Consider the following 16,345-nt stretch of genomic DNA (forward strand, 5'->3'; position numbering starts at 1 on the left):
ATGGGACTGACACGACGTGAAGCGCTATCGAGTATTGCCGCAGTCGGCGGTGAGAAGGCGGTCAAGGACGCATTGGCGGTGTTGGGCCTGGGCCCATCGTCACACCGCCGACCGCAACCGCTGAAACTCAAGGACGACCTGGGGCAGGGCACTCGGGTTCTGGTGCTGGGCGCCGGAATTGCCGGGCTGGTCACTGCGCTGGAGTTGACACGCGCCGGCTTCAGTGTGCAGGTGCTGGAGGCCCGCGAGCGCGTGGGTGGCCGCACCTGGACCCTGCGTAACGGCGACCGCGTGGACTATAAGGACGGTCGCTCGCAGACGGTGGGGTTTGACCCAGGCCAGTATTTCAACGCCGGGCCGGCGCGCATCCCCAGCCAGCACCGCACGATCCTCGATTATTGCAGTGAGCTTGGCGTGCCGTTGGAAGTGCTGGTCAACAGCAGCCATGGCGCCCAGGTGCGGCCGGACCTCAGCCAAGCGGCGTTCAGTGTCGGCCAGGCGCTCAACGATACCCGCGGGCATCTGTCGGGGTTGCTGGCCAAGGCGGTGCAACGCGACGCTCTCGATGATGTATTAAGTGGCGAAGAGCGCACACGCCTGCTCGGTTTTTTGCAGGTGTACGGTGACCTGTCCCAAGAGCTGGCTTTTGAAGGCACCCTGCGCTCCGGGCACCTTGAATCTGCCGCCCACCCTGGCGCCTTGCCCGACCGCCGCAGGCCGTTGACGTTAGAGCGGTTGCTGCACCCGGAACTCTGGGGGGCTTTACTGCACACCGAGTTCCCGGAATTTTCGGCCACCATGTTCCAGCCAGTGGGCGGCATGGACCGTATCACCGAGGCCTTCTACCGACGCGTGCAGGAGCAGGTGCAACTGGGCGCCCAGGTGCGGCAGATCCGCCAGCTGGAGTACGGCGTGGCGGTGACTTACCACGACCAGCACAGTGGCCGTGAACAGGTGGCGCGTGCCGACTTTCTGGTCTCCACCTTGCCGCTGCCCCTGCTGGCCAAGCTCGACACGGACTTCAGCGCGCCGGTCAAGGCGGCCCTGCTCAGCACCCGCAGCGACCAGGCGACCAAGGTGGCCTGGCAATCCCCGCGCTTTTGGGAGACCGACTACCGTACCTACGGCGGCTTGTCGTGGATCGAGCATCCGGCGCGCCTGCTGTGGTACCCCAGCAACGACCTCAACACCCGCGAAGGCGTGCTGGTGGCCGGTTACGTGACCGGCGAGGGCGCCGACGTGTTTGGCGGCCAGCCCCTCAATCAGCAGTACGCCGCTTCCCGGCAAGCCGTGGAGCTGTTGCATCCAGGTTTCTCCAGGCACTTGCGCAGTCCTCTGGCGGTGTCCTGGGAGCAGATCCCCTACAGCGAAGGCCCGTGGTTGCAACGCGAACACTTCCCCGCCGAGGCCCACGCCCTGCTTGAACAGCCCCATGGCCGGGTGTACTTCGCCGGCGACGGCCTGGTGCAGAGCGGCGTGGGTATCTGGCAGGAATCGGCAGCCAACTCGGCGCGCCATGTGGTCGCGCAACTGGCCGAGCGCATCACCCAACAACACCAACTCGCGGCGTTGGCCGCATCCTGAGGAGTCTCACCATGAGCGACAGCATCCAACGCACCAGCGTCGGCGAATTCCCCATCTCGCAAACCGTCACCGTGCCGGCCTCGGCCAGCCTGGTGTTTGTCAGCGGCACGCTGCCGGACCCCGCCGACCCGAAGGTGCCTGGGGTGTATGGCGACACCGAAGTGCAGAGCGTTTCAGTGTTCAACAAACTGCGCCAGATCCTGCGCCAACACGACCTAGACCTGGGCGACATCGTGCAGTTACGGGTGTTTCTGGTCGGCGCCGAGGAGACCGGTGGCAAGCTGGATTTTGCCGGGTTGCAGCGCGGCTATACCCAGTTCTTTGGCACGCCCGAACAGCCAAACAAACCGGCGCGCACCGCGTTGCAAGTAGTGGCGTTGCCGTTGCCGGGGGCGTTGGTGGAGGTGGAGGCGATTGCGGCCAGGGCGGTGTGATCACACCCGTCACTCTGTGGCGTGGAGCCTTTGCTCTGTCGCTTGATCGATCAGTGCCCGCAACGCTTCGAACAAGGGTTGGGCATCTGTGTGTTTTTTGCCGTAGGCCAGGTTGAAGGCGTAATCGAAATCGGGAGGGTTCAGCCCCTGGGTGTGCTGCAGCAGGGTCTCCAGTTTGTCCATGGCCTTGACGGCTTTTGCTTCCGGCGAAAGCGCGTTCTCGTAGTCATCCCATAACGCCAGGATCTCGGCTTTCAGGGGGGTGTCCAGGGACTGCGCCAAGAGCAGCAGATCGCGCCGTTCCTGTTCGCCCTTGTTGGGAAAGGCCACCTGATTAACCGCAGGGACATCGCCGTGGATGGCTTCTCCCAAATCATGGATAACGCACATCTTGAGGATTTTCAGCAGGTCCAGGCCGGGCAATTGATCAGCGAACACCATCGCCATCAGACACAGGCGCCAACTGTGTTCGGCCGTGCTTTCAGTGCGACCCGAAGCCGTGTGGGCGCTTCTGAGCACATCCTTGAGTTTTTCCGCCTCGCGCAGAAAGTCGAGACGGCCTTTGATTTTTTCCATGTCCATGCTGCTGCCCCGCAAGGTCGGTTGTGCAGGTAAGCCTAGGTGTGGGAGTGCAGATCGTCCACGCATAAAATATGCGTGGCGGGCTTCAGAGTGTTTCGACCAGGCGTGCTGCGCTGCCATCGCTCAGGGTCATGCGTGTCCAGCGACAGGTACTGGGGCGTATGGGCACGAGGTTGGAATCGTTGCTTCCAGTGATGAATTCCAGGGCCGGTGGTGCCTGGGTTTCGCGCCAGCCGGTATGCTCCAGTGTGGCTTCGACCAGCTGGATTTGCGGCGTTGCGAAACGCCACAGCGACTGGCCCATGAGATCGGCGAGGGGGCTGCTGAACTGGCGTGCGCGGGAGGGCGAACACGCGAGCAGGCGGTGAGTCAGGTCGCATACCAGGTGCATCGCTTGCGAACTCTCACTGACCAGCCGGGCCAATGCCTGATCGGCGGCTGCATCAAGCCGGGCTGCCAACAGCTGCTCTAGCTGCTGATGCGCAGCCGGATCCATCGCTTGTACGCCACTTTCCCAGCGCGAAATAGTCGATTGAGTGACGTTGAACAACTGCGCCGCATGACTTTGCTTGATGCGGTGCAGCAAACGCCACCGCCGCAGCGCAATGCCGGGCAAGGCAGGCTTGAGCAACGAGTGAGGCATCTGTGATTCCTGAGTTGGCGGGTTGATGACGAGTGTGATGACAAGAGGGCGGTGGTGCAAATGAGTGGGATGAACGGCCCACATGGTTACTCTCTATTCCTGCAACAGCAATGCCTGCTGCTTGAGCCTGCGTTTCTGCGCAAACGGCAAGCTCTCATCATCCCCATACGGCGCGCTGTACCAGTTGCCGTAGCTAGGGTTGGGCAGCAGGAACCAACGCTGGCCTAGCCAATTCACATAGGGTTCGACGGCCTTGCGTTGTGCATCCAGGGTGTTGTGTTCGGCTTGCACGAAATCTCCCAGCGAGTCACCGGCCATCAACAGCACGCGGGCATGGCTGGCGACCCACTGGCGGCGGCACTGCTTGCCGTAGCCCGCGCTTTCGCAGTGGCCGATGGGGGTGCTGGCCGCCAGGATCTGTGCGTCGCTCTCAATCGGAAAGCCGCGCAAACGCAGGTTTTTGGCGGTGGCCGCGACCTGGCTGTGTTCGCGGTTGGTGAGGTAGTACACCTTGACACCTTTTTGTCTGGCCGCTTGCAGGAACGCCACGGAACCTGGCAGCGCCTGGGCCTTGGCCTGCTCGACCCAGGTATTCCAGCGATCGTAGGAATAGACCTGATTGTTGATGATGTCGCGAGCGTTGAGGGGCACGTTGTCCAACAGCGTTTCGTCGATGTCCACCACCACGGCCGGGGGCAAGCCGGCCAGGTTGCGTGGGGCAAAGGGCAGGGCGTCCCAGCTCGGGTCGGCCAGGGCGACATCCAGTTGGCGGGTGGCGTTGGCGAAGAGCTGGCGGTAGATCAGCTCGTGTTCGATGGACGTCTGGGTCCAGAGCACTGCATCGAGTTGGTCGTTGGCCGGGGGTGTTTGCTGGCAGCCTGCCAGAGCGGTGGTCAACAGGCAGACACTGGCGAATAACAAGTTACGCATGAGCAAGTCTCGCAGAGGGTAGGCGCGTGGTCAGCACAGTAGCGCAATTACCCGCACAATCAAGGCGTGCACACCAGTGACTGGCGCTCATAGTTCAGCGCCTTGTTCTGCGGTGGTAACGCATAGGTGGCACGACAATGCTGCTCACCCCACTTGATGATCAGCGTGCCCTGATCCTCTTCCACCAGTGCCAAGGCATTGCCATTCGGATCGGCAATCGCCAACTGCTTGCCATTGGCGTCTTCCAGTGAGGCACCAAACGACAGCGGTTGATGCTGGGCATCAAACAACTCAAACAATACGCGACGCCCGCTAGTGCCACTGTAATGCGCCACCACGATGGCGCCACGGCGCGGCACCAGTTGCTGGGTGGCGTTGGTGATTTCCACGTCGCCTCCCAGATCGCGAGTGTCCAGGCTGATCCAGTTGACCCGGTAGGGTTGCGCAGTGGGCACCACGGCATAGCCGTTGTACCCGGTCTCCACCCCGCTGTAGCTGCTGATCTTGGCACCAGAGACGCCTGGTACTTCGGCCAGGGCGAAGGTCTCGCTGACCGTCTGCCCCAGGTTGACGCCACCCGCATGAGCCACCACCGAGCCTGCGAGGTGGAAGTTCTGTGAGTTGTAGCCCTGGCCCTGGCTGTAACCGAGGCTGACATCTGCCACGGCGGTGCGACTGTTGACGTTCACCGAGCCTGAGTCGCCGCTGGTGTCACTGTGGCCGGCCTGCACCGAATAGAAAGTGTCGCTGGTATCGGCCACGTAGCCATTGATGCCCGCTTGGGTGGTGGTATCGCCACGTTGGTGGCTGGTGGTGACAAACGCCCGTGGCGCGCGGGCCTGGCTGCCCAGCGGGAAAGACACCGACAGGTTCACCAGCGTGTCGCTGCTCGGCTCGCCCCAGGTGACGATCTGCTTGGTGCGCGTCACGCCAAGGTTGTAGCTCAGGTCGCCCCAGTTGCCGGTGTAGCCCGCGGAAAAGCTCTGGGAGCCGCCCCGATTCCAGTAGCGTTGGTCGCTGGCGTTCACATACAGGCTGCCGAATTCGCTGTTGCGTCCGATGCTCTGGTTGATGGTCAGGTCGGTGCGGGTTTTCGAGTGGCCGGTGCGTACGCGCAGGTCTTCGCTGCTGTCTTCCACATGGTCGGTGAGGGTGCGATAGCCCTCGGTGGAGTAGCGATAGGCGGCCAGGGTGAAGTTGGTATCGGTGCCGGCAAAGGTCTTGGCGTACAAGGCGCGTACGCTGCTGCCCTGGGAGGTTCGCCCCTGGGCCTTGCTGGACGAATGGGTGGTATCCAGGGAGAACGCACCGAACGAGGTGTTCCGCCCGGCACCGATCGACAGCGCGCTGTAGTCCTCACTGGCTTGCACACCGACAATCCCACTGAGGTTGCTGGTCAAGCCGTAGGCCAGCGTACCGCTGAGAAAGCGCGGGGAGGCCAGGCCATCGGCATTGCTTTTGAACGTGCCCGCCGAGACGCTGTATTTCACCTGGCCTTCGCGCACCATGATCGGCAGGCTGGAGAACGCCTGCATCGTCACCCGGCGCGTGCCGTCGGCTTCAATCACGGTGATTTGCAGGTCACCGTTGGAGCCGCTGGGGTAGATATCGTTGATCTCGAACGGGCCTGGCGCGACGTTGGCGGTGTAGAGGATGTAGTCGTTCTGGCGGATTTCCACCGTCGCGTTGGTCTGCGCCACCCCACGGATTACGGGTGCATAGCCGCGCTCGCTGTCGGCGCGCATGCCATCATCAGAGGCGAGCTTGACCCCGCGATAGCGCACGCTGTCGAACAGGTCAGTGTCGGAGAAAATCTCACCGGCGCTGAACTGGCCCTTGATCGCGGTGACGTCATGCTGCAAGTAAGTGCGGTTGCTGGTGAAGGTGTTCGAGCGATCGGTGCCGCCGCTCAGGTTCGACTCGTTGCGCAGGCGCCAGGCCCCCAGGTTGATGCCGTTGCGCAGGCCCAGGTTATTGGCAATGCGGGTTTTATAGTCGCCGGCGGTGCGGCTGCTGTTGAGCTGGTAGTTGATGAAAGCGGCGGGCACACCGTCGTCCCACAACTGTGGGTCGACATACCCGCGCAAGCCACGCTGCATCGCCACCTGCGGGATACTTGCGAGCAGGCGCAGACGGCTGCTGTCGTAGCGCACGCTGGCGTCTTCGATCATGTCGGCAAGGGCGTAGCAGTCCTGCGGCTGCTGCGGGTCAAGTTTGCCCTCGGCCTGCAAACGGTGCAGGTCGATACCCAGTTGCTTGAGCAGGTCGAGGGTCAGGCAGGCTTCTACACGACCGTTTTTCGGGTTGCGCTTGAAATCGATATCGCGTCGGCCCACCAGCATTTCGTTGCTGTACAGGTCGACGCGGTAATTGCCCGGCAGCACGCTGTTGGCCGAGAGCAATTGCTGCAAGTCCACCGGCGACTGCGAGCCTTGCAGGAAGGTGGTGTTGAAGGTTTGCGCAGCGTCATCGGCCATGGTCAGACTGGGCAAGCTGGCAGCAATCGCCAGCGACAGCGTCTTCAACTTCAATACGCCACGTGCGGGCCTGTTGCTGGAAAGAAAAGACATGCGAAGACCTATGACATCCCTGATTGACGGACAGTCGGGCACGCAAACACGCACGCGAAGTGAGCTTGTGAGTTAGCGAAAGTGCTTAGGGGTTAAGTCGCGATTCAGTCGCATACGCCGGTAGCGCAGTGCCGCTAGACAGTGGCGCGCTGTAGTGATTCTGCGCGCCGTAATCATTGATGCTGGAAAACGACAACCGCACCGGCCCGCTGGCAACTGGAGCACTGAGCGCAAACTGTTTTTGTTCGCCGGGCGCAATCATGGTGGAGTCGCTGGCCACTACCGCCTGCACTTTGATGTCGGCCATGGACACGTGGTACAGCGTCGGGTTTTTCACCTGCAACAGGGTTTGGCTGCCGTGTTTGGCCAGCGTCCATTCAAGCTGTGCAGGGGCTTGCAGCGCGCTGCCGGTAAGACCGGCAGGGCGGTAAAAAATCTTGATGCGTTGGCGGATGGCCAACTGCAAGGTGTTCTCGGATTCGCTGGCTTGGGGGATTTCCTGCACATTGAGCCACACCACCGACTCGCGGTCCGTGGGCATGCCGGTGCCCTCATACAGAATGCGCAGCAGTTGTTGTTCCTTGGCGAATACCCGGGCCAGTGGCGGGGTGACGGCAAACGGTGCACGGCTGGCGCTGGCGTCGTTCATGTCGACCCAGGATTGAATCAATACATCCTGGTTACCGTTACGCACGGTGATGTTGGCTTCCTTGTGGTCACCGTCAAACACGATACGGGTGGCATTCAATGAAATGCTGGCGGCGGCCTGGGTAGCCATGAGCAAGCCCAGCAGCCCCAGACATGCGGCGATAGAACGAGGCGGCATGAGGGTTATCCGGTGTAATCAGAAGACAATGGCGAGGCCGCAAGGCCTCGCGCGTTCGGTGCCCGGGGCGCCGAATTATTCGTATTGCAGGATGAACGGCAGGGTGGCGTCACCGCGACCGGCGGTCGACGAACCCGCCGCTGCGGTAGTGACGTAGGCGGCCGCGAAGCTCAGGGTGGCGTCGCCGCCTTCAGTACCGGCACCGTGCATGGTGCTTTCAATGCGTGCGGTGCTTGGCGAGCTGAGGTCAATCAGACTGCCCTTGCTGTCCAGCAGGGCAATACCGACGTTTTGTGCAGTGGCCGAACCCGGGTTCAGGGCCAGTACTTTTTTGCCGGTGACCAGGCCGGAACCGCCGTTGTTGGCGTCAAAGATCATGGCGACCTTGGTGCCCTGGTTGCAGTTGACGTTCAGGTTGAAGTCTTTGGCGGTCACACGACCTGCGGTTGGGTTTTCCGCGGTGCCCATGTCCTTGATCGAAACGTTGCCCATGTCCACCGAAATGGTGCGGTCGGAGTTGGCGCCGTCCACCGAGCACGCGTCGTTGTTGATCACGCCGGTGAAGGTGATTTTGCCGCTGCCGCCCAGGGTTGGCGCTGCTGCTTCACCTTCGGCGAATGCACTGCCGGAGGCCCCGATAATAGCCGAGGCGATAACAGCCAGGGAAAACTTCTTCATGATGATGTCCGTAAGGTTTAGTTGGAAAAAAAGTGCTGTTGTTGAACTGCGAGCAAAGAGTAGGCGACGAGGCGGTAGGAGCGAATAAGACGATTCTTATAAGCGCTGGGGCGGGCAGGTTATTTGCACGGTTGCAGCAGTGAAGAGCCAGAAAACAAAGGGCGAAGCCATTGTCCAGAAATGGCTTGCAAGTTATGCGTTAGTTGAAGATGTTACGTTCCAGGCAATAAGCAAGAAGGTCCTGGTCGCTGCTCACTTCAAGTTTGCGCATGGCCGATACTTTTTGTGCGCTGATGGTCTTTGAACTTCGATTCTGGCGGCGCGCAATGTCACTCACGCTCATGCCGGAAATAAACAGGCGCAGGATCTCGAACTCTTTGGGTGACAAACTTGTAAAGCGCTCGTCAATTGCCGTGAGGGTCTCTATCACCGAGGTCTTTGGCGGCTCCAGGCTGCGATAGTCGCTGTCTTGGGCGATCGCCTTGAGTGCCAGTTGAATCTCGGTATGCAACTGGCTTTTCTGGATGATGCCGACCACGCCCAGCTCTTGCAGGCGGGTGAGGATCAGGTGGTTGGAGATCATGGTCAGGATGAGGATCTGTACCTGCGGGAAGTGCCGTTTGAGGTACTCCACCAGCTTCAGGCCATCGCCATAAGGCGAGTCGCCCGGCATGTTGTAGTCGGTAATCACGATGTCAGCGCCTTGATGCTGCAACAGCTCGATCAGGCCGGCCGAACACACGGCCTCGCCGACGACTTGAAAGCGCATGTCACGCTCTACCAGTTCGCGAACGCCAAGCAACACGATCGGGTGATCGTCCGCGATTACCACGTTGAATTTTTTCATAAAGGGCCGTCCGTAGTGCCAGTTCAAGTGAGTGAAGAGTGCCCGAGCTGGAGAGTCTCCAGAACGGCCGACAGACGCTGCATCACAGTCTTCACCTTGAGCTCAAGCGTTGTGTCGAGGCTGCCGCGGTTAAGTGCGCTTTCCAGTTCGATGCAGGCCTGGGCCAGGCTGAGCGCCTGCACTGCGCCCAGAGCGCCGGCGATCGAGTGCAGCAATTGGCCGAGGCCATGAGCATCACGCTGGACCAGGGCCGCGCCGATGCGCTGCATATCCTGCTGCACGCTGCTGATGAACAGCGGGCGCATCTTGTCCGACAGTTGCACGCGATCGTCGAATACTTGGGCGTCAGGCTCAACCGGCGACTTGACCTTGCACAGTTTGATCAACTGATCGCGCAGGGTTTGCAGGCTCAAGGGCTTGACGATCCAGGCGTTCATGCCCACTGCCAGGCAACGTACGCCTTCCTCGCGCATTGCATTGGCGGTCACGCCGATAATCGGCAAGTGTGGATCATGCTCACGCAAGGTTCTGGCCAGTTCATAGCCATTCATCAACGGCATGTTCACGTCGGTCAGCACCAGGTCGAAGGCCTTCGGTTGCCATAACTGCAACGCCTGTTCACCGTTGGCGGCCAGGCTCACCGAGCAACCGAGCGCCTCCAGCTGTTCCTTGATAATCGCCTGGTTGACCGGGTTGTCCTCGGCCACCAGGATGCGCAGCTCTAGCCGCCCGGCGCTTTGTGGCCGGGTCGCCGTGGGTTGCTCGTGCCTGCCGTGCTGCGCCAGTGATACGGTGGCGGCGATGGTGCGTATGTCGTGCATATCCACCACCCAGCCTTGGGCTGTGTGCAGCGGCGGGCTGTGTGCACCGGGCAGGCAGAGCACACGTTGGCCGGGCCATGGCTTAGGGGGATCGCCGGGTAACAGTTCTACCAGTACCGCGTGGTGACTGTCTTTGTCCTGGGTGGTCGCGGCCAGGGCGGCGGTGATTCCCAAGCGGTTGAGCCAGTCACTCATTGCCTGCGCCAGTTCGCGTACCGGTGCCTGCACATACACCGGCGTCGAGCTGGGCTCGATCAGCGGCAGGTTGGTCAGTGCACCACAACACAGTGGCAAGCGCATTTTCAGGGTAAAGCTGCTGCCCAGCCCGGGCTCGCTGACCACGCGGATTTCGCCGTCCATCATCTGCGCCAGCCACCGGCAAATCGGCAGGCCAAGCCCGGTGCCGCCTTCGCTGGCGGTGTCCGGTGCCTGGTAGAACAGATCGAAGAGCTTGGCCTGCTGCGCCTCGGCAATGCCAACGCCGGAATCGGTGACTTGCCATTCCAGGTCGACATTATTGGCGTCGCTGCCCACCACCCTGGCACGAATCACCACGCACCCAAAGTCGGTGAACTTGATGGCGTTGCTCACCAGGTTATTGAGGACCTGGCGGATGCGCATCGGGTCGCCCATCAGGCAGTTCGGCAACTGCGGGTCGATGCAACTGTAAAGCTGCAACCCCTTGCGCCGGGCGAAGGCGGCGTAGGTGTGCAAGGTATCTTCGAGCATGTCCAGCGGGCAGAAATCCACGGCTTCTATCGCCATTTGCCCGGACTCGATCTTCGAGACATCCAACACATCACTGATCAGTTGGAACAGTGTGGCGGACGAACGCTGGATGGTGTGCAGGTACGTTTTCTGGTGCGGGTCGAGGTCGGTCAGGCCGAGCAATTCGAGGGTGCCGAGCACGCCATAAAGCGGCGTGCGGATCTCATGGCTCATGGTTGCCAGGAACAGCGTCTTGGCCTCGCTGGCCGCATCGGCGGCATGACGTGCCTCTTCCAGGGCCTGGGCGTCTTCGATGTGCCGGGTGATATCGTTGAATGCATACAGGCGTACGTCTTGAGCCTGATAGCGGGTCGACACAAAGCCGATCTGCAGGTGCCGGCCTTCGATCTCCAAGTGCGTCTCACCGCTCTCGGCGCCATCTTGCTTACCGGCCATTGCCTCCACCAGGCGTGAGGTGCCCGGCCACTGCTGGGCGCGCTGGTTCTCGATCAATACCCTGCCATCGCTGCGTCGCACAACGCATAACCCAGTGGGTGCGGTGTCGATGATCACGCGGCTGAACGCCACGCTTTCGGCGATGCGTTCGTGGGCCAGTTGTGCTGGGGTGATCACCTGGCGTCGATACCATCGGCTGCCAGCCCAACCCAGTGTAATCAGGCTGAACAGCACCAACGCCATGGTGCTCAACGGCCACAATGCGGAGTGAAAGAAGTGCGAGTAGTTCAGGCCATAGACCGCGCTCCAGGGCTGGTCGCCGGCCTCGGTGACCTTGAATTCAAAGCCGTCGGCCGTGAAATGCACACCATCGCTGAGCTGCGCCTGGTTGGCTGGCCCAATCAACCGGTTACCGTCAGGGCCAATCAGGGTAAAGCGATCAAACGCCGAGTGATTCAGCGCGCGCTGTACATCGTCGACCTGCGACACGTCGAGCAGGGTGCCGATCACGGCCCGGCCCTGGGCGTCGAGTGGCAGGCCGATGTAGGCCAGCAAATGTTCGGGTTCGGGGCCGGCCTGCCAATACACCCGATTCTGCTCCAGTGGCTGCGGCGCCTGTGCAAGGATTTGCTGCACGGCGTTGACCCGGGCCACCGGGTTGTCGGTATCCTCGGGGCTTTCGCGGTGCTGATAGCCCACGGACGGAATGGTGATGGCGTAGTCGGCCTGGCGATTGAGCAGGAAGGTTTGCGGCGCCTCGTACGGCGAGGAGGACCAGAAGGCGCTGTAGTAGCTGGTCAAGTGCGCACCCAGGGCAAAAATCGGCGGCCTCGCGGCGGTGCTGATCTGCTGTTCATCGAACTTGACGCTGAAGGGCACCGAAAACGAATACTTCTGGCCTTCGTACAGCGTGCGACGGTTGTCGACCATGCGGCTTTTGAGGCTGACCTGCACGTTGGTGGCGTGCAGCAGTTCGGCCTGGATGCCGGGGTGTGTCAGGCTCTTGAGGTAGGTTTGCTGTTCTGCGAGGTTTTCCATCAGCCGCGCAAAGTGAAAGCGCATCGCGCTGTAGCGAATTTCGACGCCCCGGTGCAGAGACCAGTAATTGGTCAGCATCAGCAGCAACGCGATTCCCATCAACACCATCAAGCCTTTGTTCAGGCGCAATGAGCTGCGGGTAAAGGCTTCGAGAATCGCGTTATTGTGCTTCATCAGGGGTTTCCGCAGGCGCAGGATAAATCGGCACTGGATGGAGCTTACTCCTTATGATCGTGGCCGCCAGCTAGTGAGATGTCGCGGGGCCATCATTGTTCAGTAGCTGCTGAAATTGGTCCGAAGACACTGCGTGAGAGATCAGGAACCCCTGCACCTGATTGCAGTCGATTTTGCGCAGCAGCGCCAATTGCTGCGGGGTCTCCACGCCCTCGGCAACCACCGTCAGACCCAACTTGCGGCCCAGCGCGATAATGCTCGCCAATGCCTGGGCGATGCCTTCGTTGTCGTGGCTGCCCTGCACCAGCGCCTGGTCGATCTTCAGTTCGGTAAATGGCGTGGACACCAGATTGAGGTAGGAGCTGTAGCCCTTGCCGAAATCATCCTGGGACAAACCGAACCCCTTGATCCGCAATCGGCAGGCGCCGGCGTAGAAATTGCTGATGTCCTGCGGCACCGAACATTCCATCAACTCGAAGCAGATCATTCCCGGGATACCATCGTGGTGCAGCACGAACTCCAGCAAACGGTCTGCCAGGTCATGGCTGTTGAGCAAGTGGGTCGGCAGGTTGATCGACACTGGAATTTCATAGCCGCGCTGGCGCCAGTGTTCCTGGGCGTGGATCGCTTGCTTGAGCACCAGCCACAACAGCCGCTCCTCCAGTTCGAACGCCTTGATTGCCGGCAGGAACGCGGCAGGCAGCATCACGCCTTGTTCGGGGTGCATCCAGCGCACCAGGGCTTCGGCAGCGACGATACGGCCATTGGCCAGGGATTTTTTCGGCTGGAACCAGGCCTGGAACTGGCCGCTGCTCATGGCCTGCACCAGCGTGTGACGGTCGATGTCCATGTGCTCGGGCAGTTCGGGGGTAGGCGTGCGCACCCTGTTCCTGAGTTGGTTGACCAGGGTGCGCAAGGCCTCGGCGTTCACGGGCTTGGAAATCAGGCCAAGCACTTCCACATCGAGGTTTTTCGCCACCAGGCTGGCCGCCATCAGCATGCGCCTCGACGCCGCACTCATGATTGCCAGCGCCGGCTTGCAGCGCAGGCTGGCCAGGCACTGGATAAACTGCACGCCGTCCATGCCGGGCATCAGCAGGTCGGTCAGTACCAGGTCGAAGTCCCGCTGGCGCAGGCGCTCCAGCGCTTCTTTGCCATCCTCGGCGGTTTCGAGCAGGAAGTCTCCCAACTCGCTGAGCAAGTTCTGCAGGTAGATATGCTGCAGGGGATGGTCCTCGACAATCAGAATACTAAGGGGCTTCATGGGTGATCCGTGCATAAGGCGCCAGGGAGTTGAATAGAGCCCGCAACGCAAAGGGTTTGACCAGGCAATGGTTCATGCCGGCGGCCAGGCACAGGTCGGCCTCGCCGCGCATGGCGTTGGCGGTGGCCCCGATAATCGGCAACGTGCAGCCCTGGCGCCGCAGTTCACGCGCCAGTTCATAGCCGTTGATATGGGGCATGTTCACATCCGTCAACACCACGTCGAAGTTGCCGGCGGTGTGGAGCTGCAACGCTTGCTGACCGTCGGCCGCCAGCTCCACGGTGCAGCCGAGTTCTTCCAGTTGATCACGCAAAATCAGCTGGTTGATGATGTTGTCCTCGGCCACCAGCAGATGCAGGTTGAGTTTGTTCAGATCCCGCCGGTGCGTTTGCTCATCGGCACGGGCCACCCATAGCCCTTGCGCCTGGCTCACGGCCTGATGAATAGCCCCCAGGTGGTTGAGGTTGACGTGCCAGGCGCCGGCGTCGGCTTCTACGCCGGGGCAGGCGTTGCTGCTCACGTGAATCACCGGCCCGGGCCACTCGGGCACCAGCAACGGGTCGACACTGCCGGGGTGCACTTGCAACAGCAGATGTGTGTCCGCCAGCGTCGGCAAGCCGGCCTGGGCCCTCGCACCCCAACGGCGCAACCAGCCGGCGACGGCGTTTGCCAGTTCCGGGATCGGCGAGGCCACGTAAATGGTCTCGGCCAGCAACGGTGTCATCGGTGGAACAGATGCTTCTTCCAACGGCAGGATCAGGCTGAAACTGCTGCCCAGGCCGAGTTCGCTGACCATGCGGATATTGCCGTTCATCAACTCCGTCAGACGCTGGCAGATAGGCAGGCCCAGGCCGGTGCCGGCGACCACATTGGTATTGCCTTCACTCTGGTAAAACGGCTCGAAGATCATCGCCTGGTCTTCCTGGGCGATACCTTTGCCGGTGTCCGAGACTTGCCACAACAGACTGGAGCGTTCTCCGTCGCGGCCCAGCACTTTGACCCGCAGCACCACGCGCCCATAGTCGGTAAATTTCACCGCGTTGTTGAGCAGGTTATTGAGAATCTGGCGGATGCGCGTTACGTCGCCGATCAGACGTTCCGGCAGCTTGGGATCAAAGCAGGCATACAACTGCAGGCCCTTGGCGTGGGCCGCTGCGGCGTAGCCCTGGATGATTTCATGCACAAGGTCCAGCGCAGAGAACTCGCCCATCTCCAGTGCCAACTGCCCGGCCTCGATCTTCGATACGTCCAGCACATCGCAGATCAGTTGCAGCAAGGTCGACGATGAGCCTTCGATCGCCTGCAAGTAGTCCTTTTGTTGTGCATCCAGTTGCGTGCGCGCCAGTAGTTCCAGGGTGCCGAGCACGCCATACAGCGGTGTACGGATTTCATGGCTCATGGTCGCCAGGAACAGGGTTTTTGCCGCGTTGGCTGCGTCCGCCGATTGCCGCGCCTCTTCCAGCGCCGCCTCGACCTGCTTGCGCGCACTGATGTCACTGAAGGCGCAAAACAGCACGTCTTCGCCTTTGTAGCGGGTGGGTGCACTGCTCAGGTACAGGTGACGGCCATCGATGGTTTCAAAGTAGTCACTGCGCTCGGAAGGTCCGTTGGCAAAGGCTTGCTCGATCCAGCCGGCGCGCAGCGCCTCGCGCTCCGGCCCGTTACCCAGCCATTGCTGGGCCAGGGCGTTTTCCAGTACCACCTGGCCGTCGGTGCGGCGCAGCACGCAGAGGGCCACAGGAGCGGTCTGGATCACATCGCGGCCGAAGGCTTCGCTTTCGATCAGCGCCTGGATGCGATGGATCGACGGAATGATGAAACGCTGGTCGACGCGGCGCATCACCAGCCCGATCAGCGTCAGGCTGAACAGGCAGAGCAACAACGAACCGAGCAGCTGTTTCCACAGGCCAGTGACCACTGCACGCAGGTCGATGGAGTACATCAACTGCCACTCAGAGGACTTCAGGTGTTTGCGAATCACCAGGTGGTCGGGTAGCCAGCCGTTGCCGACAAAACCGAAAAAACTGTCTTCGCCGGGCCTCAGCTGTTGCTGGCTCAACTGTGTATCGGTGCTGTTGGTGAACACCAGCATGCCCTGGGAATTGAGCATCATGAACTCGCCGGCGCTCTGGTCGCTGAGTGTCGAGGAGACTTCACGGCTATCCATCTCCAGGCCGAGCCAGCCGGAGTCGGGGTCGCGTTCGTCCAGGCGGATGAAGATGTACAGGTGCGAGTGCTGTTCAGTCCTGTCGCTCAGCCAAAGTTCGTTAAGTGTGGCCGGGTCGGTGTGCTGCAGGGCCTTGAGGCGGTTGAGCATGCATTTGGAAATCGGCAATACCTGTGCGATGGCGTCGTAAAGGCGCATCACTTGCGGGTTGGGGCCGGCGTTGACATAGAGTAGGTTCAGCTGTTTGGCCTTGAGGTAGTCGCGCATGCGTGCGGTCAGCCAGATGCTCCACTGGTTGCCCGATGTGTCGCCCAATTCCAGGTGCTGTTCTTCGGCCGAGGATGGATAGACCCTGGACTGCTTGCGCACTGCCGACAGGCTCAGGCTTTCGAGCAGGGCTTGGCGGTTGGTGAAAAAGGTATGGGCTTCGGCAATGGCGCTGCTCATGTAGCCGCGGCGCTGGGAGATGTCGTTGTTGAAGGTCGACAGCAAAAAGGTATAGACCCCGCTGAGGATGCCTACCAGCAGCACGCTCGCAAAAATACGAAGCAGCCTTCTGGCTGCTTCGGGTCGGGAGAGGACGGGGTTGATCTGGAGCAGATAACTTTTCAATCGCATCGGCA

Annotated in this window: 12 protein-coding genes; 2 read left to right on the top strand and 10 right to left on the bottom strand. The window is 61.2% G+C overall.

The window, feature by feature from the left end; genetic code table 11:
* On the top strand, positions 1-1,584 hold the full coding sequence (locus AC07S6_RS09350; RefSeq protein ID WP_495112172.1) for a flavin monoamine oxidase family protein: 1,584 nt from the start codon (positions 1-3) through the stop codon (positions 1,582-1,584).
* 11 nt (positions 1,585-1,595) lie between these two features.
* Complete coding sequence (locus AC07S6_RS09355; RefSeq protein ID WP_072446228.1) at positions 1,596-2,018, top strand: RidA family protein; 423 nt, start codon at positions 1,596-1,598, stop codon at positions 2,016-2,018.
* A gap of 9 nt (positions 2,019-2,027) precedes the next feature.
* Here the strand turns inward: AC07S6_RS09355 and AC07S6_RS09360 are convergent, their stop codons facing one another.
* The 10 genes from AC07S6_RS09360 to AC07S6_RS09405 form a co-directional block, all read right to left on the bottom strand.
* Positions 2,028-2,600, bottom strand: a complete 573-nt coding sequence (locus tag AC07S6_RS09360) for an HD domain-containing protein (protein WP_495112173.1) — start codon at positions 2,598-2,600, stop codon at positions 2,028-2,030.
* Positions 2,601-2,685: 85 nt separating this feature from the next.
* Positions 2,686-3,243, bottom strand: a complete 558-nt coding sequence (locus tag AC07S6_RS09365; RefSeq protein WP_495112174.1) for a helix-turn-helix domain-containing protein — start codon at positions 3,241-3,243, stop codon at positions 2,686-2,688.
* 93 nt (positions 3,244-3,336) lie between these two features.
* On the bottom strand, positions 3,337-4,173 hold the full coding sequence (locus AC07S6_RS09370) for a 5'-nucleotidase, lipoprotein e(P4) family (RefSeq protein WP_197900661.1): 837 nt from the start codon (positions 4,171-4,173) through the stop codon (positions 3,337-3,339).
* A gap of 59 nt (positions 4,174-4,232) precedes the next feature.
* Positions 4,233-6,743, bottom strand: a complete 2,511-nt coding sequence (locus AC07S6_RS09375) for a fimbria/pilus outer membrane usher protein (protein WP_495112175.1) — start codon at positions 6,741-6,743, stop codon at positions 4,233-4,235.
* Positions 6,744-6,828: 85 nt separating this feature from the next.
* Complete coding sequence (locus AC07S6_RS09380; protein ID WP_014719105.1) at positions 6,829-7,569, bottom strand: fimbrial biogenesis chaperone; 741 nt, start codon at positions 7,567-7,569, stop codon at positions 6,829-6,831.
* Between the two features lie 75 nt (positions 7,570-7,644).
* Positions 7,645-8,247, bottom strand: coding sequence for a fimbrial protein (locus AC07S6_RS09385; RefSeq protein ID WP_492616777.1), 603 nt, complete (start codon positions 8,245-8,247; stop codon positions 7,645-7,647).
* 199 nt (positions 8,248-8,446) lie between these two features.
* Positions 8,447-9,094 (bottom strand): response regulator, encoded by a 648-nt coding sequence (locus AC07S6_RS09390; RefSeq protein WP_054898360.1) that lies wholly within the window; start codon positions 9,092-9,094, stop codon positions 8,447-8,449.
* Between the two features lie 23 nt (positions 9,095-9,117).
* Positions 9,118-12,291, bottom strand: a complete 3,174-nt coding sequence (locus tag AC07S6_RS09395; protein ID WP_495112176.1) for a hybrid sensor histidine kinase/response regulator — start codon at positions 12,289-12,291, stop codon at positions 9,118-9,120.
* Between the two features lie 70 nt (positions 12,292-12,361).
* Positions 12,362-13,555, bottom strand: a complete 1,194-nt coding sequence (gene pvrR / locus AC07S6_RS09400; protein ID WP_003192443.1) for a response regulator cyclic di-GMP phosphodiesterase PvrR — start codon at positions 13,553-13,555, stop codon at positions 12,362-12,364.
* Entirely contained in the window at positions 13,542-16,340 is a 2,799-nt protein-coding gene (locus AC07S6_RS09405; protein WP_495112177.1) for an ATP-binding protein, read from the bottom strand. The genes pvrR and AC07S6_RS09405 overlap by 14 nt, the downstream gene beginning before the upstream one ends.
* Positions 16,341-16,345: the final 5 nt, after the last annotated feature.

This window comes from Pseudomonas sp. GW821-FHT07B01 (assembly GCF_059419065.1).

What these genes read in the sequence shown, in the direction of transcription:
- AC07S6_RS09350 (WP_495112172.1), top strand. Translation starts at nt 1, where the DNA reads ATGGGACTGACACGACGTGAAGCGCTATCGAGTATTGCCGCAGTCGGC.
- AC07S6_RS09355 (WP_072446228.1), top strand. Translation starts at nt 1,596, where the DNA reads ATGAGCGACAGCATCCAACGCACCAGCGTCGGCGAATTCCCCATCTCG.
- AC07S6_RS09360 (WP_495112173.1), bottom strand. Translation starts at nt 2,600, where the DNA reads ATGGACATGGAAAAAATCAAAGGCCGTCTCGACTTTCTGCGCGAGGCG.
- AC07S6_RS09365 (WP_495112174.1), bottom strand. Translation starts at nt 3,243, where the DNA reads ATGCCTCACTCGTTGCTCAAGCCTGCCTTGCCCGGCATTGCGCTGCGG.
- AC07S6_RS09370 (WP_197900661.1), bottom strand. Translation starts at nt 4,173, where the DNA reads ATGCGTAACTTGTTATTCGCCAGTGTCTGCCTGTTGACCACCGCTCTG.
- AC07S6_RS09375 (WP_495112175.1), bottom strand. Translation starts at nt 6,743, where the DNA reads ATGTCTTTTCTTTCCAGCAACAGGCCCGCACGTGGCGTATTGAAGTTG.
- AC07S6_RS09380 (WP_014719105.1), bottom strand. Translation starts at nt 7,569, where the DNA reads ATGCCGCCTCGTTCTATCGCCGCATGTCTGGGGCTGCTGGGCTTGCTC.
- AC07S6_RS09385 (WP_492616777.1), bottom strand. Translation starts at nt 8,247, where the DNA reads ATGAAGAAGTTTTCCCTGGCTGTTATCGCCTCGGCTATTATCGGGGCC.
- AC07S6_RS09390 (WP_054898360.1), bottom strand. Translation starts at nt 9,094, where the DNA reads ATGAAAAAATTCAACGTGGTAATCGCGGACGATCACCCGATCGTGTTG.
- AC07S6_RS09395 (WP_495112176.1), bottom strand. Translation starts at nt 12,291, where the DNA reads ATGAAGCACAATAACGCGATTCTCGAAGCCTTTACCCGCAGCTCATTG.
- pvrR (WP_003192443.1), bottom strand. Translation starts at nt 13,555, where the DNA reads ATGAAGCCCCTTAGTATTCTGATTGTCGAGGACCATCCCCTGCAGCAT.
- AC07S6_RS09405 (WP_495112177.1), bottom strand. Translation starts at nt 16,340, where the DNA reads ATGCGATTGAAAAGTTATCTGCTCCAGATCAACCCCGTCCTCTCCCGA.